Origin of the sequence: Paenibacillus sp. UASWS1643, assembly GCF_008693195.1 — a bacterium.
Classification (GTDB): domain Bacteria; phylum Bacillota; class Bacilli; order Paenibacillales; family Paenibacillaceae; genus Paenibacillus; species Paenibacillus amylolyticus_B.
In genome coordinates, this window is record NZ_VXKZ01000099.1 from 115,092 (window position 1) to 141,870 (window position 26,779).

The 26,779-nt window shown below is 46.2% G+C and carries 18 protein-coding genes; 17 read left to right on the forward strand and 1 reads right to left on the reverse strand.

Annotated elements, in window-relative coordinates; translation table 11 throughout:
* Positions 1-236 precede the first annotated feature (236 nt).
* The 13 genes from FE296_RS07520 (at position 237) to FE296_RS07580 (ending at position 20,547) form a co-directional block, all read left to right on the forward strand.
* Positions 237-1,190 (forward strand): ABC transporter permease, encoded by a 954-nt coding sequence (locus FE296_RS07520; RefSeq protein WP_017686861.1) that lies wholly within the window; start codon positions 237-239, stop codon positions 1,188-1,190.
* Between the two features lie 45 nt (positions 1,191-1,235).
* Positions 1,236-2,108, forward strand: coding sequence for a carbohydrate ABC transporter permease (locus FE296_RS07525; RefSeq protein WP_124115652.1), 873 nt, complete (start codon positions 1,236-1,238; stop codon positions 2,106-2,108).
* A gap of 62 nt (positions 2,109-2,170) precedes the next feature.
* Positions 2,171-3,670: an extracellular solute-binding protein gene (locus tag FE296_RS07530; protein ID WP_124115653.1), complete on the forward strand. Its 1,500-nt coding sequence runs from the start codon at positions 2,171-2,173 to the stop codon at positions 3,668-3,670.
* A 24-nt stretch (positions 3,671-3,694) separates the two neighbouring features.
* Entirely contained in the window at positions 3,695-4,798 is a 1,104-nt protein-coding gene (locus FE296_RS07535; protein ID WP_150364627.1) for a glycoside hydrolase family 88/105 protein, read from the forward strand.
* Positions 4,799-4,906: 108 nt separating this feature from the next.
* On the forward strand, positions 4,907-6,418 hold the full coding sequence (locus tag FE296_RS07540) for an extracellular solute-binding protein (protein WP_150364628.1): 1,512 nt from the start codon (positions 4,907-4,909) through the stop codon (positions 6,416-6,418).
* Between the two features lie 346 nt (positions 6,419-6,764).
* The gene (locus tag FE296_RS07545) at positions 6,765-8,033 is read left to right on the forward strand and encodes an S-layer homology domain-containing protein (protein ID WP_150364629.1); all 1,269 of its coding nucleotides are present in this window, start codon (positions 6,765-6,767) and stop codon (positions 8,031-8,033) included.
* Positions 8,034-8,429: 396 nt separating this feature from the next.
* The gene (locus FE296_RS07550) at positions 8,430-11,723 is read left to right on the forward strand and encodes a DUF5704 domain-containing protein (protein ID WP_223868800.1); all 3,294 of its coding nucleotides are present in this window, start codon (positions 8,430-8,432) and stop codon (positions 11,721-11,723) included.
* Positions 11,724-11,893: 170 nt separating this feature from the next.
* The gene (gene pulA, locus FE296_RS07555) at positions 11,894-13,942 is read left to right on the forward strand and encodes a type I pullulanase (RefSeq protein WP_150364631.1); all 2,049 of its coding nucleotides are present in this window, start codon (positions 11,894-11,896) and stop codon (positions 13,940-13,942) included.
* Positions 13,943-14,421: 479 nt separating this feature from the next.
* Positions 14,422-17,298 carry a type I pullulanase gene (pulA, locus tag FE296_RS07560; RefSeq protein WP_150364632.1) on the forward strand — a complete coding sequence of 959 codons (2,877 nt, stop codon included), beginning with the start codon at positions 14,422-14,424 and terminating at the stop codon, positions 17,296-17,298.
* Positions 17,299-17,578: 280 nt separating this feature from the next.
* Positions 17,579-18,208: a 50S ribosomal protein L25 gene (locus FE296_RS07565; RefSeq protein WP_076212356.1), complete on the forward strand. Its 630-nt coding sequence runs from the start codon at positions 17,579-17,581 to the stop codon at positions 18,206-18,208.
* A 167-nt stretch (positions 18,209-18,375) separates the two neighbouring features.
* Positions 18,376-18,897, forward strand: coding sequence for a hypothetical protein (locus FE296_RS07570; RefSeq protein ID WP_150364633.1), 522 nt, complete (start codon positions 18,376-18,378; stop codon positions 18,895-18,897).
* A 273-nt stretch (positions 18,898-19,170) separates the two neighbouring features.
* Complete coding sequence (locus tag FE296_RS07575; RefSeq protein WP_150364634.1) at positions 19,171-20,142, forward strand: helix-turn-helix transcriptional regulator; 972 nt, start codon at positions 19,171-19,173, stop codon at positions 20,140-20,142.
* A gap of 42 nt (positions 20,143-20,184) precedes the next feature.
* Positions 20,185-20,547, forward strand: coding sequence for an HIRAN domain-containing protein (locus FE296_RS07580; RefSeq protein WP_150364635.1), 363 nt, complete (start codon positions 20,185-20,187; stop codon positions 20,545-20,547).
* 21 nt (positions 20,548-20,568) lie between these two features.
* On the opposite strand, the gene FE296_RS07585 is transcribed toward FE296_RS07580, so the two are convergent.
* Positions 20,569-21,672 carry a glycosyltransferase family 4 protein gene (locus FE296_RS07585; RefSeq protein WP_150364636.1) on the reverse strand — a complete coding sequence of 368 codons (1,104 nt, stop codon included), beginning with the start codon at positions 21,670-21,672 and terminating at the stop codon, positions 20,569-20,571.
* Positions 21,673-21,888: 216 nt separating this feature from the next.
* On the opposite strand from FE296_RS07585, the gene FE296_RS07590 reads away from it, so the two are divergent.
* The 4 genes from FE296_RS07590 to FE296_RS07605 all read left to right on the forward strand — a co-directional run bounded on the left by FE296_RS07590 (position 21,889) and on the right by FE296_RS07605 (position 26,565).
* Positions 21,889-22,200, forward strand: a complete 312-nt coding sequence (locus tag FE296_RS07590) for a DUF3817 domain-containing protein (protein ID WP_036617062.1) — start codon at positions 21,889-21,891, stop codon at positions 22,198-22,200.
* A 277-nt stretch (positions 22,201-22,477) separates the two neighbouring features.
* The gene (locus FE296_RS07595; RefSeq protein ID WP_076212577.1) at positions 22,478-23,296 is read left to right on the forward strand and encodes a TerC family protein; all 819 of its coding nucleotides are present in this window, start codon (positions 22,478-22,480) and stop codon (positions 23,294-23,296) included.
* 501 nt (positions 23,297-23,797) lie between these two features.
* Positions 23,798-25,261 carry an RtcB family protein gene (locus FE296_RS07600; protein ID WP_223868801.1) on the forward strand — a complete coding sequence of 488 codons (1,464 nt, stop codon included), beginning with the start codon at positions 23,798-23,800 and terminating at the stop codon, positions 25,259-25,261.
* Positions 25,261-26,565 (forward strand): ATP-binding protein, encoded by a 1,305-nt coding sequence (locus tag FE296_RS07605; RefSeq protein WP_124115664.1) that lies wholly within the window; start codon positions 25,261-25,263, stop codon positions 26,563-26,565. The genes FE296_RS07600 and FE296_RS07605 overlap by 1 nt, the downstream gene beginning before the upstream one ends.
* The last annotated feature ends 214 nt before the right edge of the window (positions 26,566-26,779 follow it).

Sequence of the window (26,779 nt, forward strand, 5' to 3'; positions counted from 1 at the left end):
AGATGCAGGGAGAAGACCGCATTTATCCATGAAGTTAAGACAGGAATATGGAGGTTGAAAGCAGTTCATTGCATTGTCAGATTCTATGGGGGGAATGAGCTAAACCCTTGCTACATAAGGAAAAACAAAAGGCTAAAACGAGATGATAGCCAGTCATTCGTTTATCCTCCACAATGAAGACATGAATTCAGGAAGTGATCTTTTGTAATCGCTTCCAATGTGGGGAGGAAGACAATATGAAAGCCGAAACGGCGGCTCGAACACGGCCCGCTACCCGCAGTGACAAAAACCTGCTGTGGAGGGACATTATCAAAAACCGGTGGCTCTATATCATGTTAATACCGGGTGTGCTTTACTTTGTTATCTTCAAATACATACCCATGTATGGCATCACGATGGCTTTTCAGGATTACACGCCTTACAAGGGCATCTTGGGAAGTGACTGGGTAGGGTTCAAACATTTCCAGCGTTTCTTTGGAGAACCACAGTTCTGGACATTGTTTCGAAATACGTTTTTGCTTGCCATTTATAACATTGTGTTCTTTTTCCCACTGCCGATTGTACTGGCACTTATGATGAATGAGGTCCGCCGTGAACGGTTCAAACGATTTGTACAAACGCTTGTCTATGTTCCACACTTTGTTTCCTGGGTTGTTGTTGTCGGTGTGTTCTACATGCTGTTCACAACCGAGGGTGGTGCGATTAATGAATTACTCTATAACCTGACTGGACAAAAAGTGGCGTTCCTGCTTGAACCAGGTTGGTTCCGTACGATGATTGTCGGACAATCCATCTGGAAAGAAGTCGGTTGGGGCACAATTATCTTCCTGGCAGCACTATCCGGTGTTGATACACAGCTCTATGAGGCTGCCCGGATTGATGGCGCCAATCGGTGGCGCCAAACCTGGCACATTACGTTGCCGGCCATTCGCAGTACAATCGTCATTTTGCTCATTCTGCGTCTGGGCAATTTCCTGGATACAGGCTTTGAACAGATCTTCCTGATGCTGACTCCGACAAACCGGGATGTGGGCGAGGTATTTGATACCTACGTGTACACGAAGGGTCTTACCCAGGCACAGTACAGTTATAGTGCGGCTGTCGGGTTGTTCAAATCGGTCGTTGGGCTGGCGCTTGTTCTTGGTGCCAATACGCTGGCCAAAAAATTCGGGGAGGAAGGCGTCTACTAACCCTCGGGAGCAGACGTTCTTCACCAGACAGGAGTGAACATTAAAATGCAACAGGATAAAACGTGGGGCAACCGGATCTTTGATTTTCTCAATCACGGCTTGCTGCTGTTGATTGGTATCGTGACGGTCATCCCGTTCATTTATATTTTGGCTGTCTCGTTTACCAGTCCACATGAAGTGGCTAAGGGAGGATTCATTCTTTTTCCAAAAGAGTTCTCTCTGGCTGCGTACCGTTACATTTTCTCTACAGATACCTTGATTCGCAGTCTGGGTGTATCGGTCTATATTACCGTGATCGGAACCTTCATTAACCTGCTGTTTACGTCACTTATGGCGTATCCGCTCTCCAGAAGATATTTGCGTGGACGCCAGCCCATTTTGCTCGGTGTATTGTTCACGATGCTCTTCAGTGGCGGGATGATTCCAACATACTTTGTCGTGAAATCTTTGCACCTGACGGATACGTTATGGTCGCTGATGTTACCTACTGCTATTAGTGCATTTAACTTGATTGTACTGAAAAACTTCTTCCAGGCCATTCCCGATGAACTGGAGGATGCAGCCAAAATTGATGGATGTAACGATGTCGGCGTATTGTTCCGGATTGTCCTGCCTTTGTCCATGCCAGCGATGGCGACATTTTCACTCTTTTACGCGGTGGCCCACTGGAACAGTTTTTTCAGCGCTGTTATCTATATCAACGATAGTGAGAAGTGGCCTGTCCAAGTCTGGCTGCGTGAGATTGTCATTCTGGCACAGAGCCGAATCGGAGACACAAGTATCGAAGAGACCGAGATCCAGCCGCTTACCATTCGCATGGCGGTTATCGTATTCTCCACAATCCCGATTATGCTGGTATACCCATTCCTGCAAAAGCACTTTGCAAAAGGAGTGATGCTGGGTTCGGTGAAAGGTTGAGTCGTCACATGGTTCAAAGTCAGTTCACTACGACTGCATAAAAAAAGGGAGGTTTTCATGTTATGAAAGCAACAAAAAAGAAAGCCGTAGCTGTCTTAAGCACACTGGCACTGGTGACAGGTTTGCTGGCAGGATGCGGATCAGACGAAGGTCAGGCTGCCGAGGGTGGCGTACAAAATGTGTCCATAGCCATTGCGCAGGTGGGTGATGTGCCAAGCAAAGGCAATGAAGTTCAACAAAAGATTGAAGCGTATACCAATACCAAACTGGATATCCAGTGGATTCCGGCTTCGGCCTACAATGACAAAATTAACGTGATGATCGCTTCAAGTGATATGCCGAAAATTGTGAAGGTGCAATATAACCCAACGGTGACCAGCGCGATGCGTAATGACGTGTTCTGGGAAGTGGGCCCATTGCTGAAAGACTACAAAAATCTGTCGGCACAGAATGAGCGTTTTTTTGACAACATCAAGGTAGAAGGCAAAATCTATGGGGTTCCTGTATTCTCGGATATTGCGCGGGCTACAGTGATCTATCGCAAGGACTGGTTCGAGAAGCTGAATCTTAAGGTGCCAACCACACCGGATGAATGGTATGAGACGATTAAAACACTGGCAACCTCCGATCCGGATGGAGATGGTCAGGATAATACGTTTGGACTGATGCTTTTCAAAAAATATAATGAGGACCAATATTCCTTCACGACGCGCCTTGGCGTAAGTTTTGGTGCACCTAACAAGTGGAAGGTCGAGGAGGATGGCAGCTTCACGCCAGAATTCATGACACCGGAATATATGCAGGTACTGGATCTGCTGAAACGTTTGTATGACGAGAAACTGCTGAACCAGGACTTTGCCGTATTCGACTCTACGGAAGCGGAGAAAAAGTATGATTCCGGTGTTGTGGGTATCCGTGTTGGTGTCGCCCAGAACGGAAAAAGTCAGCAAGAGCGTCTGTCCAAAAACAATCCGGATGGTGTGGTAGACATCGCTGGTTTGCTTGGACCGAACGGAGATCGTGTTGCAGGACAGACGGGTAATTCAGGAATTCTGGCATTTCCTAAATCAACGGTGAAATCTGAAGAAGAACTCAAAAACCTTCTCTCCTTCCTGGATAAACTGATGGACCCTGAGATGGCGACCCTGTTGATGCGTGGTATGGAAGACAAACATTACACCAAAGTGGGCGAAGATCAGGTGGAGATGAGTGACTTCGATGCATTCCAGCGTGAAGTGAAGCCTTACCGTGACAACCTTCCTTATGTCGAAGGATACAACGTACCGAAATTGAAGGATACCGAACTGGGTGAAAAAGGTACGGCACTTGCCAAGGAACTTGCGGAGCACGCTGTGCCAAACCCTGCGCTGACGTTATATTCTCCAACGTATGGTGACCGTGGTGCGGATCTGGATCAGGTGATTGCCGATGCGCAGACCAAATACATCATGGGCAAGATCGATCGAAGTGGCTGGGAAAAGGAAATCGAGAATTGGGGCAATGCGGGTGGAAACAAGATTCGTGAGGAATATGCCGAAGATTACAAAAAACAGGCTCAATAAAGAGCCAGAAGCGGAGGTTTGATCATGAAGGAAACAATGCAATTCACATCCGTGCGCATGGCACAGCAATTCATGGAAAGTTATCGAAACCATGAGCTGTACTCCACGTGGCATTATGAAAACGGCTGCTTGCTGAAAGCACTGGAGGAGCTGTACACGCACACCGGGGAGCAAAAGTATTTTGACTACATCCGTGAGCTAATGGATCATTTTGTTCAGGAAGATGGCTCGATTCGTTCCTATATGGTTGAGGAATATAACCTGGATCAGATCAATCAGGGAAAATCACTGTTCCTGCTGCATGAGAAAACGGGTGAAGAAAAGTATCAAAAAGCTGCGGAGTTGCTGATGACTCAGCTTAAGGGACAGCCACATACGAGTGAAGGCGGGTTCTGGCACAAAAAGATTTACCCTTTCCAGATGTGGCTGGATGGATTGTACATGGCTACTCCGTATCTGACCCAGTATGGCGCGGTGACGGGTGAAGAGAAGTGGTTCGATAAGGCGGCTCTACAGCTCTTGCTGGTGGAGCAACGTACACGTGATCCGCGTAGTGGTCTTTTGTACCATGCCTGGGATGAGAGCAAAGAGCAGCGTTGGAGTTCGGGGGAGACGGGATGTTCTCCACATGTCTGGAGTCGTGCGATGGGCTGGTATGTGATGGCGGTTGTGGATACATTGGATCATCTGCCGGTAGATCATCCGCAGCGCGGGCAGATCGTGGGTATCTTCGAACGGGTTGCAAACGCCTTAGTGCATGTGCAGGATCAACAGACCGGACTATGGCCACATCTGCTGGATCAGCCGGGACGAGAGCGGAACTATCTGGAGGCTTCCGGCACCTCAATGTTTGTCTATGCATTGGCCAAAGGTGTGCGTAAAGGATATCTGAGTGGCAAGTTCAAAGTGGTTGCGGAAAAAGGGTATCAGGGTCTGCTACAGCATCTGCTGCAAACGGATCGTGAAGGCGTGCTGTCCTTGACGCAGTGTAACGGCGGAGCCGGTCTTGGAGGAAGCCCGTATCGTGACGGGTCCTACGAGTATTATGTGACCGAGTCCATTCGGATCAATGATCCGAAATCGGTCGCTCCGTTCATTTTGGCAGGAGTGGAGATTGAACTGGCGTAGTGCTGGTTCTTTTCTTTAGATCATTTATGATAGCGCATACATGGTTGGTTGGAGTGAAATGAGGCAAGATTGCTGAACAATTTGGCTATCCAAAAGGAGAGATGGTTCATGAGTCCAAAAGGTCCAATGTCCCGTTTAGGCGGAATCGTTGTAATTGGTGCAATGTCCGCTGGATTGCTTGCAGGTTGCGGGGGAGAAAAAGCGCCTGCTGCAGGGGAAGGTAAACTTCCCATTTCCATCTCTTTAATGCAGGTAGGTGATATACCGGCCAAGGAGAATGGGATTGAACAGAAGATTGAGGAATATACCAATACGGATGTCAATGTACAGTGGATTCCGCAGTCTGCTTTTGATGATAAAGTGAATGTTATGGTTGCTTCAGGAGAGATGCCTACCATTATGCGTGTGAATTATGTACCGACAACATTTAATGCCGCCAAAACGGGACTGTTCTGGGAACTGGGGCCATACTTGAAGGATTATAAGAATCTTTCTGCTCAATCCGAAGCTTATTTTAACAATATCAAAATTGAAGGCAAAGTCTACGGTATTCCGAACTTCCGGGATATTGGACGGACTGCGATCGTATATCGCAAGGACTGGTTTGATACATTGAAGCTGGATATACCAAAAACGCTGGATGACTGGTATGAAGTGATGCGCTCCATTCGCAAGGATGACCCTGACGGGAATGGTAAGGAAGATACGTACGGTGCACTGCTTTTCAAAAAGTATAATGAGGGTGTCTCTTCCCCACTGACGCGGATTGCTGTAAGTATTGGCGGTGTCAACAAATGGGGTGTGGATGATGCTGGGAAACTGACCCCGGAGTTCTTGACCACTCAATATGTGGACACAATGAAACTCTTCAAGCGACTGTTCAACGAGGGACTGATTAATAGTGATTTCCCTGCCCTGGACCCTTCTGATGCGGACAAAAAAATGGATTCCGGCCTGGTTGGCATGAAGCTGAACGGTGTGGCCCAGAACGGAAAGTCCTCTCAGCAACGTCTTGCTCCTAATGCTCCGGATGGAGAGATTGATGTGGCTCCGTTCCAGGGAACCGACGGCATTCGTATCGCCGGGGAGCCAGGAAACTACGGAATGCTTGTTATCCCGAAGGCATCCGTTACGGACGAAGAGCAATTGAAGCAGGTTCTTACGTTCCTGGATCAGTTGATGGATGAGGAATTGAGCACGTTGCAGCTACGTGGATTGCTCGATGTGCACTACACCAAGACTGCGGATGGCAAAACCGAACTTAAGGATTTTGACGCTTATCAGCGTGAAGTGAAGCCATATCGGGATAATTTGTTAAGCATTGAAGGTTATAATGTACCTGAACTGGTCGATGTTCCGATTGGCATGAAAGGTACAAAGATGGCGCGTGAGAATGAGCAGTATGCCATTGCCAATCCGGCACTCACATTGTCTTCTGCGATCTATACCGAGCGTGGTCAGGAGCTGGATCAGATGATCTGGGATGCACAGACCAAGTACATTATGGGTAAAATCGATGATGCAGGTTGGGAGCAGGAAATCGCAAGCTGGAGAAAAGCCGGTGGTGATCAATTGATCACGGAACTGGAAGCATCCTACCAGGAATTAAACGGGAAATAAAGCTGGCTGAAATAAAAAAAGGTTGATCAAATGGAATGATATGGTTTATCCTATGAGTGAGTTCATTTTCCAATATCATAAGAAAGACCACACCCTTAAAGCATAAGGCTATGAATCTGCGGATTCATGGCCTTTTTTTGTGTTTTAGGCGAATGAAGTGGGTCTATGGAAGGAGAGTTGCACGCCTTGAAGTGATGGGGATGGACGAAAAATAATACCAATAGCCTAGTACAACATGGTAGAATATTGATTATTATGGCAAATTTAGGTTTTGGTTATGAAGAGAAGTGACTAGGTTGACCAAGTAAAGCATCCCCATACTAAGGTACATAGGAGCGTGAGTAGATTGAAGAAGCAGATTGAAGGACATGAGAAGAAGAAAAAACGGAACGGTTGGATCGTCGGGTTGGTGACAACAGCATTATTGGCAGCAACACTATTACCCGTTGACCCCGTACATTTAACGTCAACAGCGAATGCTGCATCGGGAATAAGTGACACTGCCCTTAGCAAGTTCAAAGATATCAAGGGCCACTGGGCTCAAGCAACAATTGCCAAAGCGTATGAAAAAAACTTGATCTCTGGATACCAGGATGGAACGTTTCGTCCTAATGGCAAAATCACGCGTGGGGAATATGCGACCATACTTGCACGTGCGACTGGACCGGAGAAGGTAGAGGGGCAAAACCCGTTTTCCGATCTCAAGGGACATTGGTCTGAAGCGGCGGTTAGCCAGCTTGTAGGACAAGGATTCATTAACGCTGGCGATTACGCCAAAGGGTTCAATCCAAATGCGGAGCTAACGCGTTACGAGATGATGAAATGGATTGCAAATGGACTGATCAAGTCCGGAGCCAGCTTCCAGGATGCTTTTAACGATACCAAAAATACGCTGCTTCCCACACCGGAAGTGAACCGCGGCACCATTCGTGCCGAGCAGACTCCGTATCTTGCCCTTGTCCGTGGGACAGGCATTGTCGGTGGATTCCAGGATGGCACATTAAAACCCGCGGATTCCACCACTCGTGCAGAAGTATCGGCCATTTTACTGCGTTATATGGACGTGGAGGGCACAGATGCCGGGAAGTATAGTGATCTGAATGAGATGAGAGAGGTCGGCACGACAGGGACGAATCTAACGACGATTAGTGATTATAGGTATACGAAGAATTCAGTTAAAGTAAGTGATATATCAAAAGAAGAAATTAATTTATCCAATAAATCTGGTGTAGTTACACTCCATAGATATATCGTCGTGGATGTTACCCAAGGTAAAGTAAAAGGTATCTATGCACCATTATTTATTGGTCCAGAAACACATCTATTCAAAGGTAATTATATGGCTTTTGCAGATATATCTTTTACATCCAAAATTGATAAATCCAACTTAATCACCTTCAATGGCGGCCTATATAGTGGTTTTTTACAATTTAATCGATTGGATCTTAAGCACACCTCTAAGAACGGGTTAGTTACTATTCCGGAAAGTTCGAGAGATTTGATAAAAAAAGATGTGAAGAAGAGATTTTGGATCACATCCGTTTTAGTAGGGAAAAGTGGGGCATATATCTTTAATGAAAAAAGTGAAAATGTACTACAAATTCAGAATATGTAAGTAGTACTAAATGGTGGTGAAGTATTTTTGCAGGTCCATGGTGAGAAGAAATCCCTAATTGTTATCTTAATTTTTCTTATTAATATACTATGTTTGAATTTATCATCGCCTATAGAAGCTGCGAGCTCGGATTCGTATGGACCCAAGAAACAAGAAATATCAAATACAATACAGTCGTTAGAAAGGGTAGCGAATCCGGGTGTTTATTGGTATCAGCTTGATAATGGTAGCTTCAGGGCAGATCACACTAACGGACCAACTTTCTCGGATAACCTTAATAGTAATTCATGTTCTAGACCGTACCCAGCTGAGAAAGAAATACCTAACGAAGTGGACTTTTCCAGGTGGCCCGCTGAACATTGGCCAGAGTTTCAATCTCAAAGAATTACACAGCGAATGGTAGAAAATGTTCGTATTAAGAGTGTAGATTATCAAACAAGCGTGAAGCAGTTATTCTATACTGGGGTTGGTACTACGGTTATAAGAGAAGGTAGTACTGTCGTAAAGATCATTACCAAAACAGGGGGCTCACATCAAGTAACTGAGTGGAATGATTATGAGAATGGTGGTAGAACAAATCAAGGTTGTCTCAAGCAAATAGTAGCCTACCATACACCAATGGACATCATTTGGGAAGGCGATCTGGTTGAAGAAAAAGAAATCGATGTAACACCGGATTCGGTTTTGACTATTGGACAAACAAAGCAAATGAAAGCCAATATTAGCACAAGACATTATGGCGAAACAGATTTTAATGGGGGCATCGACGTATCCCGAAGAGAAGCAGAGATCAAATGGTTTTCTTCTGACGAGACAATTGCGAGTATAGAGCTCAAAACAGGGATGTTAAAGGCCGAAAGTCCTGGCACGGTCACTGTGCGTGCAATCTGGAACAATGGTACATATCTGATCTCGGATACCGCCACCATAACCGTCACGTCTGAGCCAGGACTCGTGGTGAATCTGCCGAATGCTTGTAAAGCCAATACGACACCTCTACAGGCAGAAGCAGTTCTAACCAAACCGGATCGCTCTGTGCATAAACTGACGGCTCATCCTAAATTGACGTGGCAGAGTTCAAATCCGGCTGTGGCAACAATCGGTGCAGATGGAAAAATCACGACAAAAGGGATCGTGGGTAGCACTACCATAAAAGCTCATTTTCTTGATTCTGCTCAGCAACTGGATGAACAAGGGACTCAGGTGCTTGAGGTGAAGGACTGCACCAATAATGGAGGAGGTGGTAATGATGGCGATCCGGGGGGCGACCCTGCGAACGCTTGCCCTGTGACCATCAGCCCGCCGAGTAGAGGCACGGTTATCGAAGCATCGGTTATAGACCCATCTCTTCGAGGTGTGTTGAAGGCAGATGATCGGGGATCTGAGAAGTTCGATGTTACCCGTGGTATTCCGACTTCGGAAGATCTCTATGCCAATGTCTTGGCCAAGGAATATCTGTTTCAGCACCGTTGGGTTAACATGACAGGAACGGTGACTTACACGGTTCCTGTGAAAAGGGTTTATCATAAAACCTGGACGATTCCGGGAAGAGCGTCTAGTGGTGAGGGGGATCCAGGAACACCTCCTGAGCCCAGAGAACTTGACGTCCCTGGGGATAAAACCATGCAAGTAACAAGGACATATAGCTATTGGCAGATCGATAACCTGGAAGTATACAAGTTAAATGAGGCCAAAGTATCTAACTATGCACTAGGCGGTTATGGTGACACCGTGACCCTGATGCCCAATGCATATACACCGCCGACTCTGCAATCTGCTATGGATACTGCGGTTACCAATCATGTGAAACCTGCGCCATGTCAAGAAATTGATCTTGGCATCAGAGGGGTTCCGGGTGGTTCCACTGAACCGCCTACGCCGGATGAAACGTCATTGTTTCAATCTGAAGCTGAAGCGAAGGTTAGAGAGAACACTGTTAATAACGACAAGGTGACCTTTAATGGAGCGACAATTATGGATCCTGCCCCATTGGAGAAAACCGCTCCAAGACCTGGGGCGATCCCGCAGCCTGGCATGATCGAAGAAGATGTTCTGTACCAAAACCGTCTGACCATCAAAAACACATTGATGAACAAAGCTAACCAGCCAACCACGGGTGAGATTACGTATGGACTGCTCCCTGGCAATGTTATCGGAGGGCAGGATCAGAAGTTCCCCATTCTGGGCATTAATTCGGTGACAGTACATACTCCAGTTGTAAACTATGCCTGGGTGTCAGATGATCAGCCGCATAACCAGAAGACCACGCCTGATCCGACCAGAGCTGCACTTATTTTAGAGCGTCCGTTTATTGTACGAATCCCAACCTCAGGGCAGCATCTGGATGTAGCAAGTTATCCTGGGTATGGAAACCATGATTATTCGAAATATTTCCGGATCAAACAGGTTCGTTTTCCATTCGATGTTTATAATGCTGCCAAAAGCCAATTTATTCCGGCCATGACATGGGTGGATATTCCGGTAAATCAGTTGGACACCCCTTTTTATCTTCCTGTATGGGTAGATGAAGGAAATTACCAGATTGAGTTTCGTAATATTGCCGAAAATGCACCTGTAAACTTTACAGAACAACAGGATGCCAACACAAATCTGACCCATCATGCCGCAGCAGATACCGTTGCTGTAGAGGTTATCGGACGGTTGTATGATTTTCACATCACCGACATTTCAGACTACAACTGGGAGAATGTATTCCGCAAGCGGGTGGGCAGCCCCGAACCAACGGGTGTGAGCTACTGGACCGGTGGAAACAGTATCGACGGGTATCCCCGAGGTAATTTGGCTCCCTATGTCCTGCCTATTCGTCCAGGCAGTCATCCGGTACAGGGTTTCCGAAATGCTGCAGTGAAGACGGGTTACCATTTCAAGTTTGATCTGAAGACCAAGGGTAATATGTTTGGGAAACAGGATGGTATCCGAATCACGCCGACGTTCTCTTTTGTGAGTAAAGATGGCACCACCCGGCAAGAAGTGGATTTGTACTACCATCGAGGACAGGAACGACTCATTCGTATCGGATCGGCACAAGATTTAGAAAAACGCTTTGTTGTCCTGAACTCACGGTTGCGGAATGTCCCCGTTACGGAGTTAGGTGATACAGCACGTTATCAGTATACTTATGAACTGTCGGAGGAGGAACGCAATCAGGGTACATTGGCCGAACATATGGTTCGATTTGTGGATCAGACCTCTCATCATAAAACGTGGATAGGTCGTTATGCCTGGATGATTCTTCCTTCACAGATCCGTACACTCATTGGCCCAAAAACAGATATTCCCTCCAGTGTTAATGTGGATCGGGCGAATGCAGCGATTCAGCGCTGGTATGGGGAATATAGCTTGCCAGCGGATGTATATGCAGTGCCCAAAGGAACCGATCTCGAATCGCTTGCCAGACAAAATCGTTTGGATGACAAGGCAACGGTATTTCTGAGGGACGGTTACATTGTAGTGAACTTCAACATCGAAACTTTGCGCAGTGGCAATACGAATGCACCGCATCTGCAATATATTCATGCACCGTTGATGAATCAGTGGCAAATGGAAGGTTTCGATAACAGCCCGGTAGATGGTCAGGGAAGAAGCTGGCCGATGAAAGATGGGGACGTGGTTTTGTACCACGCGGATCAATCCAGCCGGAATGATTTCCAATCCCAGGTACCGCATTAGAGAGATATCGTTTACCCATAAAGAAGGCAGGCGTAATGTGAATCTACATGACGTTTGTCTTCTTTTGTGTAATTCGGATTATGGTTGGGCAGCAGAACGGGTATAAAGGGTAAGGAGCACTCGTACCATCCATGTTCATCAATTTTCTCAACGAGAGGGGAACAACACACATGATTGAAGAGGATAAGCAGGAACTATTGATTTCAGAAGATACATACAAAGGAAGAGATTTAGGTGTCACCTTAGAAGCACAAACCTGTCACTTCAAGGTTTGGTCACCGTTAGCTGCTCAGATGGAACTACTTTTGTATCCACCTTTGACAGGGGGAACCCCGGAGGAAGAGCCCAATCAACGGAAACAGCAGACGTTACCTATGCAAAAGAAAGAACAAGGCATCTGGGTTCTGGAACTGGAGGGTGATTTAAGTAGCTACCGTTACATGTACAAGCCTACTTTCGAAGATGGACATTCAACCCATGCTGTAGATCCTTATGCACGAGCAGTGACCATGAATGGAGAAATGGGTGTAATTGTGAGGATGGAGCAGACACATCCGAATGGATGGGGTGAGGATATTCGCCCGCAATTGACCAGTCCTGTAGATGCAGTCTTGTACGAACTGCATGTACGTGATTTTTCCATTCATCCATCCTCTGGTATAACGAATAAAGGCAAATACATGGCTTTCACCGAGACGGGTCTGCGTGATTCGGAGGGCAACACACTGGGGATTGATCATTTGGTTGAACTCGGGATTACCCATGTGCATTTGCTCCCCGTGTTTGATTTTGTGACGGTGGATGAATCCAGAGTAGATGGTGATACGACGGATGCCTCCAACTATAACTGGGGATATGACCCGCTCCATTATAATGTCCCGGAAGGTTCCTATGCATCACGTGCAGATGACCCGGAGACACGAATCCGTGAGTTCAAATCCATGGTGCTTGCCCTTCATAACAAGGGAATAGGTGTCATTATGGATGTGGTATATAATCATACGTTTGATACGGCAGGAAGCTCTTTTGAAAAACTTGTACCAGGGTACTACTATCGTCAAAACGCCGATGGAACCTATAGCAATGGTTCAGGTACAGGCAATGAGGTGGCTACTGAACGCACCATGGTTCGCAAGTTTATCATCGACTCGGTCCGCTACTGGGCAGAGGAGTACCATGTGGACGGTTTTCGCTTTGATCTGATGGGCCTGATCGACACCACTACGATGAAACAGCTTGCAGCGGAATTACACACCGAAGTGTCACCTTCCATATTGTTATATGGTGAACCATGGGGCGCACTGGATTCGCCGCTTGGGGATGATATGACCCTAAAAGGAACGCAACGCGGGGCGGGTTTTGCTGTGTTTAACGATAATTTCCGCGGAGTGATCAAGGGAGACAGCGATGGAATGGGTACGGGATTTGCGACGGGGGCGGATGGGAAAGAAGACGAATTGTGGACTGGCGTCCGGGGAGCCATTCAGGATTTTACGGATGGTCCATCCGAGACGATCAACTATGTAACGGTGCACGATAATCTCAACCTGTGGGACAAAGTCGCACGTACACAAGGACTCCACGATACATTGAATTTCCTCACCTATAACGATGATGGACGTATTCGTGGTTGCGAAAGTGTGGAAGAGGGAGTAGAGAAGGCTAAGCCTTACCTACAGATTGATCCGGAACACATTCTGGAGAATGAGACCGTTAGGCGTTGTCTGCTTGCCAATGGTATCGTTCTAACCTCCCAGGGTGTTCCCCTGATCGCGGCTGGAGATGAGCTGCTTCGCAGCAAATATGGGGATGCCAACAGCCATCAGAGTGGGGACGCAGTCAATGCCATACATTGGGAGCAAAAACAGCTGTTCAAGCCGGTATTTGATTATTATCGTGGGCTGATCCGTCTTCGGCGAGAGCATCCAGTATTTCGGTTTCGTACACGGGAAGAGATCGAGAAGCATGTTCGTCTAATCGAAAATGGCAATGGGCTGCTAGCCTATGAACTGAACGGTACAGCAGCCAGCGATTCGTGGGAGCGCATTGTTGTGATCTATAACGGGGCAAAGGAAAACCTTGACATCTCAGTTCCCACAGGAACATGGGATGTAATTGTAGAGAAAGGACAAGCAGGCGTTGATACGATACGCACCGTACAGGACGGACAGGTAAATGTGAACGGGCTATCCATAACGGTGATGTATTCCAATTCCTGATCGACCCTACTTGCCAGGCAAGGAAATGTAGTGTGCTAGAAAGAGAATGAGTGCTTACAAGGGCATGTCCAATTTCCTATAGCTTGGGTGAAAAATGAAAATGAGTCGCCCTTCCAATCGGAAGGGCGATTTTTTGTAGAGTTAAAGAGGATGGCTCGACCATAATAGGAGTTTCTTATACTCGGAAGTACTAGAACATCCGCCAGCTCAATGTGTAGTTAAGTATAGCTTTGTTTGGAAACCAAATGACCTTCTGTAATTTATTCTTGTATATTCCAAACTTTTTTTGTCAGGACAGGTACAAATGCTGTCAATCTATGGCGCTTGTTTTCATATCCTATATTTTGAAAGCGATTGCTAATTGAATACGCAAATTGGACCGATATGATGAGTACAGACAACCCCGGGTTGACAAAACACGTCCCGCTCCGTAACATCGGGACAACACGAAATCAATGGATATAAAGGCGGTGGGAACGATGCCGGAATGGACTTCTTTTCGTTACGAAGGCAACGATCTTGGCTTAACATATACTCGTGCAGCAAGTACTTTTAAATTGTGGGCACCTACGGCACAACGGGTTTATATATTGGTTTTTGACGATGAAGGGCACTACAACGAGGATGGTAAAGTACAAGATCATGAAAATGGGCAGGAACATGCTCTGACGCGCGATGCGGACGGAATATGGAGTCTGAAGCTCAGCGGCGATTGGGCAGGACATTATTATATGTACCGAATTATCCATGATAATCAGCGGATTGAAGTGGTTGTTGATCCTTATGCCAGAGCGGTAACGGCTAATGGGCAACGAACGGCTATTATAGATCCGGAGACCACCAATCCATTCGATTGGGACCTGGATGTCAAACCTGCTTTTCTGCGTCCTGTTGATGCCGTGTTATATGAGTTGCATGTCCGTGATTTCTCCTCAGACCCACATGCAGACATTCCGTATAAGGGAAAATATCTGGCATTCACGGCATCCGGTCTGACGGATAGAGCAGGCAATAGTATTGGCGTAGACCATCTTGCCGAACTGGGAGTCACTCATGTACATCTTCTGCCTGTGGCGGATTATCAGACGGTGAATGAACTCGCTGCAACAGAAGTGGGTTCAAATGTCAGAGCACCATACAACTGGGGATATGATCCCCAGCATTATAACGTTCCCGAAGGTTCGTATGCGACAGATCCTCGTGATCCTGCAGTTCGAATTCGGGAGCTCAAATCACTCGTTCAATCGCTGCACAGACAAGGCATTCGCGTTGTACTTGATGTTGTCTATAATCACACGTATAGCGTGGCAGAGGGACCTTTTGAACGGATTGTACCAGGCTATTATTACCGTTATCGGGAGGATGGTACTCTCAGTAATGGTTCTGGTGTAGGCAATGAATTGGCGACAGAACGTCCAATGGTGCGAAAATATATTTTGGATTCTCTCCGATATTGGGCAGAAGAATATCATGTGGACGGATTTCGATTTGACCTCATGGCCCTGATTGATACGGAAACGATGAATGAATTGACACGTGAATTGCGGGAGCAGATCGATCCGGCGTTTCTGATCTATGGGGAACCCTGGATGGGTGGAGACTCACCTTTGGACCGCAAAACATTAAAAGGAACCCAGCGAGGTCAGGGATTTGCTGTATTTAATGATCATTTTCGCAGTGCAATCAAGGGCGATAGTGATGGCAGTGGCAGAGGGTTTGTCACGGGTGCCGGAGGGCAGGAATATGAGCTTATTAGGGGATTAGCAGGAGCATTGGATGATTTCACATCTTCACCTGTGGAAGTTGTCAACTATGTAACTGCCCATGACAATCTCAATCTGTGGGATAAAATTGCGACAACAATGAACCTTAGACATGAATTAGGATTTCCCGTATGGAAGGACGGACAGCCGGTGGGAGGCGGAAGTGCTGAGTCGGCGGTAAAAGCAGCAGATCCATATCGGTATGTGGATGCAGATGATGTTTTGAATCATGAGATGGTTCGTCGTTCTTTACTGTCTTCCGGCATTCTGCTTACTTCTCAGGGAATTCCGTTTCTGCATTCAGGGGATGAGATGCTCAGATCCAAAGCCGGTGATCATAACAGTTATCGGAGCGGGGATACAGTGAACGCCATCACATGGGCCAACAAATCACGGTTCAGACCGGTGTTCGACTACTATCGTGGTCTTATTCATTTGCGGCGAACACATCCCGCTTTTCGTATGATTGATGCTGAACAGGTACGAAATCACCTTCGTGTTATTCGTGCGGATGGCAATGTAGTTGCCTTTATACTTCAGGATGGTGCGAATCAGGACACCTGGAATCAGATTATGGTCATCTATAACGGAACGGAACATGAGCAGCATGTCGACCTGAGGGAAGGGGACTGGCATGTTGTAGTTAATGATCATCAAGCAGGCACAGACGTGATCGAGACTGTTCGTGGTACTGTTCAGGTAGAACGATGGTCTTTAATGGTACTGTATGACACAGAGCATGCTGGAGGCGCTGAACCATCAACAGTGGAGATTAGTTTTCCTCGCCAGGTATATAGTCCGAAGGAGACCACTCAACTGCGAGCGATCGTACGGGACAGCATTGGCAATGTGGTAGAAAAAGCTCCAGTTACCTGGACTTCTTCTGATCCGGATATTATTCAGATCCAGCCTAATGGTACAATCCATGCACTGGAACGAGGGGAAGCTTCGATTACAGTCCAATGTGGGGACATAACGGCAAGCTGTATGTTACAAGTGGATTATCGTCATGCTGAACGAATCGAGATTGTGGGCGAACCAGTCATGTACATGACTCGAATCAGTCGCTTCCGTGCCTTGGTCCTTGATCAGTTTGGGCAGCCGCTTCAGGATTCGAATGTACGCTGGAGCTCTTCTCATCCAGAACTTGCAGCGGTGAGTGCAGCAGGGATCGTACGTGCGATGACACCTGGAGTAACCCATATTATTGCTGAAGCTGGAGGAATTCGGGCAACTCTTGCCGTGACGATTCATAAACAGATTTCGCGAACGGTCACGCTTCGATACGAACGTGAAGACCAGCATTATGAAGGTTGGGATGTCTGGGTATGGGGCACAGGTATGGAAGACGGAGCAGTACGGCTGGAACAAGTCGGAAATGCCGCCGAAGCCCGCTTCCGCGTTGCTCCGGGTCTGCATCACCTGGGATTGATCATTCGATTGAACGAATGGGAAGCTAAAGATACGTGCGGAGACCGTTACGTGGATATTGTACCTGAAGACGGGGATGTACACATTATTGTTCGTAGTGGATCAGACGAGATGCAGATCATTCGTGAAAGCGAAAAAACAGAGGATCGTAATAGCGCATAGTTTCTTTATGTATAACGTCGAATGTAGTTCGTCAAAACCTTGTTAAACCAGCAGTTGGAAGAGATTCCGACTGCTTTTTTGGTCTGATTGTAAGCTGCATAACTTGCCAAAAAATAATTAATTGTCCTGTTTCGTGTTTGAGATCCTCTATCATTGGGGTAAATATAGATATGGCCCACGATTCGGCCAAAGGAAAAAAGACCATCATGGTCTATGAGATAAGCCTCAGCGCTTTCCAACAAATATAATGTAGTGATCCCTTGAAGGAGGATGTTCAATCATGAAATCCAACGGAAAAATGGCTCAACTTACAGCAACGCCAAGAACGGAAAAGAAAGGTGCAGCACTGCGCCTGTTAAGACAGGGCGGACGAGTTCCCGCAGTCGTTTACGGCCCGGGACTTGAAGGTGCTTCAATACATGTAGATGAAAAAGAAATGCTGAAAGTGGCACGCACAGGCCGCTCCGAAATGTTCAACCTGAATGTGGAGGGCGGTAAAACGGTTCCGGTGCTGATCAAGGATCAGCAAGAGCGTAACGGACGTTTGCTGCATGTGGACTTTCTGCAAATTTCCAAGAACAAACCGATCAGCGTAAGTGTATCGATCGACTTCCAGGGAACAGCGGCCGGCTCGAAAGCTGGCGGTGTATTCCAGACACAGGAGACACAGCTGGAAGTAGAAGGATTGCCTGCGGATCTGCCAACGTCCATTGAGGTGGATGTCAGCGGGTTGGACATTGGTGATCGCTTGACTGCTGCGGATATCAAACTGGATAAAGGTTTGACACTCATAACATCACCTGAGTCCATCATCGCGTCCGTCATGCCGCCACAAGCGGCTGAGGAAGAGCCAACAGCTTCTGCTGAGGAAGCTGAACCGGCAGCTGAAGAAAAAGCTACAGAAGAATAAGCGAAGCTCAGGGATCTTGCCAGATCTCATGCTTAACCAAAGCCCAGTCCTCGTGACTGGGCTTTTTTTATTTTCCGAGCAAGAGAGTTCAATAGGCACATCGTTCGCATGAAAAATGAGAATGTACTACAATACATGTTAAAGGGTTAGAAAGTAGGTATATTTCAATGTTTGATCCAACGGTGTATGACAATCTGAAAGTCGGGTTTGAGAATTATCTTTATGATATGGATAACCTTGACGAACGTATTCAGATTACGGGACGTAAAGATCGGCTGGAGATGGCGGTGATGTCCAGAGAGTTCACATTACAATTCTGTCTCAGGGATCGCCCGGAAGTAACAGGGGAAGTTGTATTAAGTAGTTCCCTTGAGGAGCTTGCAGCGGAGATCCTGGAGACGCCTGGTGCGAATCCAGGTTGCCGCTTGGAACTACGGTTTAGTATGGTTGTGAAGGAACCTGAGAAGCAGTGCTTGGTTATTCGTCCGATATTACAGAAGAGCTGGCCTGAGCAGAGGATGAGCCAGAACATCCGATATATCTTTGATGAACAGCCAATCATGTATAACGTCACGGCTCACGTTTATTTTGACCGCAGTGTGAATGAAGACCAGATGGGGGACATTGCTGAACTCTGTGAGCATATGGCAAATGTGATGAATCAATTATTACAGTTGCATAACCAGTAATTCCGAGAAAAGCCTTGTCTCTTTGTAGAGATCAGGGCTTTTTTTGTATTATTTTTAGAAAATTGTATAGGCTTTCAGGCTTAGGTTTAAGGTCTTTTGGGTTAATGTTTTACGCAAGCAAGTAAGAGAATGTATATTAAAAGAGGGTAAGAGTGCAATTGGACTATACAAAAATGGTGAAATTGCGAAAAATAACATTGGGACTAAAGATTTAGTTCTGTACTAAAGGAACTAGTTTTCCTTGCCGATAAAATATCGAAGGGGAGAAACTACATGACAGAGAAATTAATTCGTCTGCTGCGTATACTTCAGGCTATACAAGCAAATCCTGGAATTTCGGCCAAGGAGTTGGCGCTGAAATGCGGTACGACTGTACGCACGATTTATCGTGATCTCCGGATTTTGGATAGGGTTGCCCCGATTATGAATGAAGGATACGGCAAGGGTTACCGATTTATTGGTGAGTTTGCGATGTATCCATTAGATTTTACTGAACAGGAAGCGATGGTCTTCTCCATGCTTCCGTCCGTAGTTGATACCTCCAAGTTACCTGCTGAGTTCGATTCAGCGTTTGATAAGGTCATGTCGGCTCATACCAAATTAAAATCAAGAAACAGTGACATTGTAGAGAATATTGCGGGAATTATTCGGATGGGCACGCCAGCTTATCGTGAGGAAGGAAAAGACCCGAATCTGCTGATTCCCATTATCGAATCTATTCTAAGCCAGCAAACCATTCGTACTCAATATCATACGCTGACAAGAAATGAGATCACAGTCCGGAATATCGATCCCTATTATCTCATTCCACGTGATCAACGTTTTTATTTGATCGGATACTGCCATTTGCTGCAAAAAGTTCGATTGTTTCGGATCAGCCGTTTTTTGGATGTGACACGAACAAATGCCGGTTTTGACAAGGGTGATTTCAACATAACGCAGTACATGAAGAACACATGGTCTATTGACCGTGGTGACGAAAATATCCATTTCAAGGTAAGATTCTCTGAGAAAGTGGCCCCCTACATAAAAGAAGAAGAAATGTTTGTTCGCCCGCGAATGACAAATATGTCGGATGGGGGATTGTTATTTGAAGTGACACTGAATAGCAGCAGAGAATTTTTGAAATGGTTGTATCAATTTGGACCCGAGGCAGAAGTACTTGAACCTCGTGAGTTTCGTAGAGAGATACGCAGGCAACTTGTCGAGTGGTTGGAACATTATGAAACGGATGTATCATTGTAAAAAATTTAATCATGGAGAATTACAAGAGAAGGAGCAAGTAATATGAGCACCAAATTATTCGCAGCTATGTATGGGATGGACCACTACCATGGAGTACAGGTTTTACAAGTGGGGGATACCGTGTATCTCGTCAAAGATCCAGATAATCGTTTCGATCATCAAGCGATTAAGGTTGTTATTCCCCCGATTGGAGCCGTAGGTTATATCGTTAATGATCCACTTGTCGTACCTCATGGATGTTGGACCGGGAAGGCATTCTACGATGTATTTCACCAACTCACGTGTGCCAAAGTACGATTCATGATGAGAGATATGGTTATTATGGAGTTAATTGAGATGAGTCACATCCCTGTTCCGCAGATGGATTCTTTGATTAAGGGATGGCAATTTCGTGAAAAAGCTTGATCATCCTAACAGAAGAAAGGCTCATTTACGGATGAGCCTGGTATAGGTCGCTTCCAGATGCATGGCTGTTCTTGCCCAACTGAAATGTGCCCTTGCGCTGTCGCGGCCAGCTTTCCCTAACATCTCGGCAAAAGTGGGATTGCTTGCAAGTTTGTACAGGTAAGAGGTGAAACGTTGGGGACGCTTATAAGCAGTGACAAGGTATCCATTGATACCTGATTCAATAATCTCACGAATACCTCCGTTATCCGAAGCAATGACGGGTAATCCTGAAGCCATCGCCTCAACATTAACCAGGCCAAAAGCTTCATGTTCTTGAGACGGACAGACCAGACAATCGACTGCCCGATACAACTGATCGATATGCTCATGGTTTATCTGACCACGGAAGGAAACATGGACTTTTTGTTTTTGGGCAAGTTCACGAAGTTTACGCATGTAATACGGAGGTCCTTTGCCTGCAACAACCAGTTGAACAGGCATCTGTTGCTGAAGGAGGGCAGTCGCACGAATTAATACGTCTACACCTTTTCCAGGGATCAGCCTGCCGACATACAGAATAGAGAATGGTTTAGTTACTCCAAATTGTGTACGCAGATGAATCTGTTCTTCGCTGGATTCAACAGGTCTGAAGCGGCTTAGATCTGCACCCAATGGAATAACACTCATCCGGTGTTTTACCAACGGAAATCTGCGGCCTAACCTTTGTCTGAGGGATTTGCTATTGACGGCAATCCAATCAGCTTTTTTCATTAATGTGAGTTTGGAAGGTCCGGGCTGAGCAAATGTTAACGAATGAAGATAGAGTACAACGGGAGTGTGTGGAAAAGCTCGTTTGATGGTAGCCATACTTCGTGGCCTGTTATCCACTTGAATTACATCATAGGGTTGTTTGGATAACAAACGTATGACTGCTTTGGTGTACATGACAGGACTCGATGCAGGGACACGTTGAATGGTGATCCCGTCGATCTGTTCTGTGGCGGCGAGACCTTGCATTTGACGACTTATAATGGTCACCTGATGGCGATGGGCTAGTTCACGAGCGATGCCCAGGATACAGATTTCCACGGAACCATTACCGGGCAAAGGCAATTTCTCGGGTGCAACCATAGCTATTTTCATGATCAGGCTCCTCCTTGTCCGACATCTGTAACAATCTTCGTCATATATCTTATGAGAAGTTAATGCATTTGGCTCCTGCGAAATGGTAGATGAACCACCCATATAAGTATGCAGGAAAAAATCTGCTGCATGGCATTAAGCGAGATATTCAGCTTTTGTGATATACTGTACGGGAACAATTGAATTCGTTACATGTATAAAAGCAGGAGGAAAATAATGTTACATTCTACGCTGGGGCGCTTCCGGCTGATGTTGTGGTTGCAGGGCATTTCGTACGTGTTGCTACTGTTTGTTGCTTTTCCGTTGAGAGATGCCGGGGTTATGCCACAGGCTGTCACATGGTTTGGGAATCTGTACGGTTTTTTGTTTTTAATGTATTTGTTATTTATGGTGACTATGTACACCTCACAGAAATGGCGTCTGCGCCGTCCAATTGCGCTGTTCTTTGTTTCTTTCATTCCACTGGGGAATATGATCTACGATGTTGTCGTATTCCGTAAGCTGTATCGTCAACTAAATAAAGCTTGACTTTATTTAACGTTATGAAATATGATGAGTACAGGTTAAACAACCCGTTCCAACTAAAACTACATATTCCTGTTAAAGGGGAGTAGCTTTTACAGTAAAGTCGTCAATTCGGGATCATATCCCCGGCTTTATTGGCAGCAATTTTGTTGTTAGCGAGACCTTTACCAAGTTTTCATGCTCGGTAAAGGTCTCTTTTTGTGGATATAAAAGGACCTTACCAGTGATGGTAAAGGTCCTTTTTTTTGTACATCATAAGAATATTAAGGAGGAGTCAATGTTGGATGTTTCATTATTATTAGAATATGGGTGGGTGCTTGCTGTCTTAGTGGTCCTTGAAGGATTACTCGCAGCAGATAATGCATTGGTACTCGCAATCATGGTTAAACACTTGCCTGAAGATAAGCGCAAAAAAGCGTTGTTCTATGGTTTGATGGGTGCATTTGTTTTCCGTTTAGGTTCGTTGTTCCTGATCTCTTTCCTCGTCGATGTATGGCAGGTGCAAGCGATCGGTGCCTTGTATCTCCTGTACATTTCGATTAACCACATCGTTAAAAAGATACTGGGTAGTCGCAATAAGACAGATGAAGCAGCTGATTCAACGCCTAAGAAACCGAAAAAACAATCCGGTTTCTGGATGACCGTTTTCAAGGTCGAAGTAGCGGATATCGCATTTGCAGTTGATTCCATTCTGGCTGCTGTTGCTTTGGCCGTGGCGTTGCCACCAAGTGGATTGCCTGCAATCGGCGGACTCGACGGTGGACAGTTTATCGTTATCTTCCTCGGTGGGTTCATCGGGCTTGTGATCATGCGTTTTGCAGCCTCATACTTTGTAAAATTGCTTCATTCCCGTCCAGGACTTGAAGTTGCGGCCTTTGTCATCGTAGGTTGGGTAGGGGTCAAGCTGGCAGTTATTACACTCGCGCACCCTTCATTGGGTGTTCTGGATGAGCATTTCCCGGAAAATAAAATTTGGAAATTCGGATTCTATATTGTACTGATCACCATTGCGGTATGTGGTTGGTTCCTGTCTTCCAAAGTTCCTGAAAAAGAAGACGAAAATCCGGTTGAAGAGTTGGAAAAACAAGCAGGATTGTAATAATCATGTTACGCTAACAACATCATTATTATTTGGAAAACAGGAGATTGTCCTATGACAATCTCCTGTTTTGTTTACATATGCAATATGCAACAGGGTACAATTTCCAAGAAAAGGGTTGACACATGAATTCTAGTCCCCTTAATATAAGACTAACATTAACGAAGGGAGGCCGAGAGACATGATGCTTGGTTATGATTTGATTCAAACAGAGCGCAACGTAGACACAATAGCATATCCGGCTCATCGTTTCATTGGCCTCATACGGTCGACATAGGGGATAGGCATATCGTTTAGCGGTTTTTATAATCGATATGCGTTCTTCGCTTATATTCTAGCGATGGATGACAGACACACAGCATGTTTATGCTGCTCTGTTCTCCGTTATTGTCATTCAGTAGAAGTCATGGGCGACTAGCCTATGGCTTTTTTTATATTTATTTTACAGATGAATCAGCAAACCGAATTTGCTGAACGTACAGGAAGGAATTATACACTTTTATGAATACAGAATTTAATTTATTTACTAATCCAAATGAAATCGCAGGTGGCTACCGGCATGAAGTAAAATTGCCTGCAGGCGACCTAACCGTATATGCGGCGCAACAGCTCTTCTCCTCGCTTGATTACAAGGTATTCGAGATGGCAAACAATAATCTGCAGATTCCGGGAATCTCTTATATGAGTTACACGCCAGACGTACACGTCGGTGTAGGTACATGCATTGGAACGACAGCCGTGTGGGATGCGCAGAGCGGATACGTTTCTCCCTCCATCGTGGGCAGTGATATCGGCTGTGGCATGCGAGTGAATATGACAAACTTGCACAAGGACGAATTGAAAGACATCAAGCTCCGCCGTAAACTCGTCAAGGCCATTGAGAAAGTATTGCCGATGGAGGCGAACCAGCGAGGTCATTACTCGGATATAAGACTGGAGCATATTGTTCGTAAAGGACTGCATGGTTTACCCAAAAAGTATGTTCCGGACAGCTATACACCGAAAAAATCAACCGCGATGACACATGTGGAAAGCAGTAAGTTCAGTTACGATGAGGACGTGTTAAACCACGTTCCTGATATGACATGGCATCGTTCGCATCGTCAGCTCGGAACACTGGGTGGGGGAAATCATTTTGCCGAGATCCAGGCGATTGAGATCGCTGAAGAGAATCGTGAAATCGCTGAAGCTTGGGGATTGTATGATGGACAGATCGTGGTCATGATTCATTCCGGCTCTCGTGCATGGGGTGGTTATGTAAGTCAGACGAGCTCGTCAGCGATTGCCAAAGTCATGCAGCGGCTTAACCTGGGTACATCCGATCCCAGACTGGTATTTGCTCCACTGGAGCATGCGGAAGGTCGTCATTATGTGAACATGATGTATTCTGCATTGAATTACGCTGTTGTCAATCGGCACCTGATTGCGTATGCTATTCGCGAAGCATTCCGGGATGTGTTTGGCTCCAAATGTGAATTCCGTACGTTATACGATCTGATGCACAACTATGCCTGGGAGGAATCCCATGCAGACCAAGGTTCCGTTTTTGTGCATCGCAAAGGGGCGACACGTGCGTTGCCAGCAGGTCACCCGGACAATCCAAAGCCTTATCTGGCAACAGGGCATCCGGCGCTTATTCCCGGTTCCATGGGAACTGCATCATATATCATGGTAGGTCAGCCGCAGGGTGCTGATAATTATTATTCAATATGTCACGGTGCGGGTCGCATCCGTTCACGGACGGCAACAAAACGATTGATTAGCGTGGAAGATTTTGCTACGGCACTGGGTGTGGGTACAGAAGATGAGATCGTGGTAAACCAACGCTCACTTGAATCCATTATTGATGAATCACCTCAGGCTTATAAAAATGTAGATGAAATTATAGACAGTGTTACAGGCGCAGGCCTGGCTCAAGTTGTAGCCAAATGCAAACCGCTTGTAGCGGTAAAGGGAGCGAAATAATGACAATAAACGAAAAACAAACAGATCCAACCCAGGCGATCTATACCTATGACGAACAACATGATACCCGAATTCGAGTGGAAGGATACGCCATCTATTCAAGGCTGATTCGTGGAATCAGTGAGGCGCTCCTTCAGCGCTATGGAGTTGAGTACAAGCTTTATGCCAGTTCTGACCCGAACAATGAATACTGGGAGTTACTCCGGGAAGACCTGCAAAATGGGAGTGACGAAGTGGAATTGGTAGCCCGTATATTCGAGGATCTGGAGCTTCAGACGTTGCACTACGACGATGATGGAGATATACCCACTTATGGTGTGCATTACTCCATTCGCAATAACGTATTTGCTTATCCGAAATGGGGCGTAGCACTTGTGCGGGTTCCGTTTTTCCGAGAGAACGGGATCTACAGTGAAGACTTTGTCTTTGCCGTCGGTGATGAGGAGATGAAGCAATTTCTGGGAAGTGTCCGGGAACGGGAACGTCAGCAAAATATGAAAAAAGTAACGGTGTATACCGATGCCCGGAATGGCAGCGATCGCCATGTGGAATCCATCACTCGCTCCGTGGGACGAGAGGATGTTGTTCTCTCGGCACAGATCAAGCAGGATATTTTCCGCTCACTGGATCAGTTCTTCGAAGCGGATCGTTCTTTTTACAGAGATTACGATATTCCGTACAAACGGGGCATTTTATTGTATGGGCATCCAGGGAATGGTAAGACCACGTTGGTGAAATCCATTGCGGGAAGTATCCCGGGCCCGGCCGCGTATTGGCAGATTACGGAGTATACCAACAGTGAATCGGTGCGTGAAGTGTTCGAGGCTGCCAAGCGGTTGGCACCGATGGTACTGATCATTGAGGACATCGATTCGATGCCGGATGAAGTCCGTTCCTTTTTCCTGAATACACTGGATGGAGCTACGTCAAAAGAAGGCATTTTCCTGATAGGGACAACGAATTATCCGGAGAAAATAGATCCGGGCCTCATGAACCGAGCTGGACGGTTTGACCGAGCTTACGAAATTCCGCTGCCAGATGAAGCGCTGCGCCTGCAATATTTGCGCCAGCGGGGCTTCACCATATTTGCTGGTGAAGAAGGAACAATTGAAGCTGCACGTCTGACCGACACGTTTTCTCTTGCGCAGCTGGGTGAGTTGTATGTGAGCGTTGCGCTGGAATGGCATCAGAATGGACAGACAGACATTGTGAAAGTCATTCAGTCGATGCGGGGCGAGCTGGACAAGAGTCACAAACATACTTGGCTGGCGCAGCCAGGAAAGGGCCGTGCAGGCTTTTATTGATTTGACCTGACCCATCCATCCTATAATATGACGCAATTTTATAAATAATCCTACCTCAATTGGTGATACTAACCTTGTCTGCTCTAACATACAATGACTTTCGGGAGGTACATAACACAGCCCTGAGCTGGTGAGATGCCGGAAAGTAACGCGATCTGTTTCCATACCTGACTAAGGCTTTTTTTGCAGAGAAAGATGCATGGGGACAAAAGGT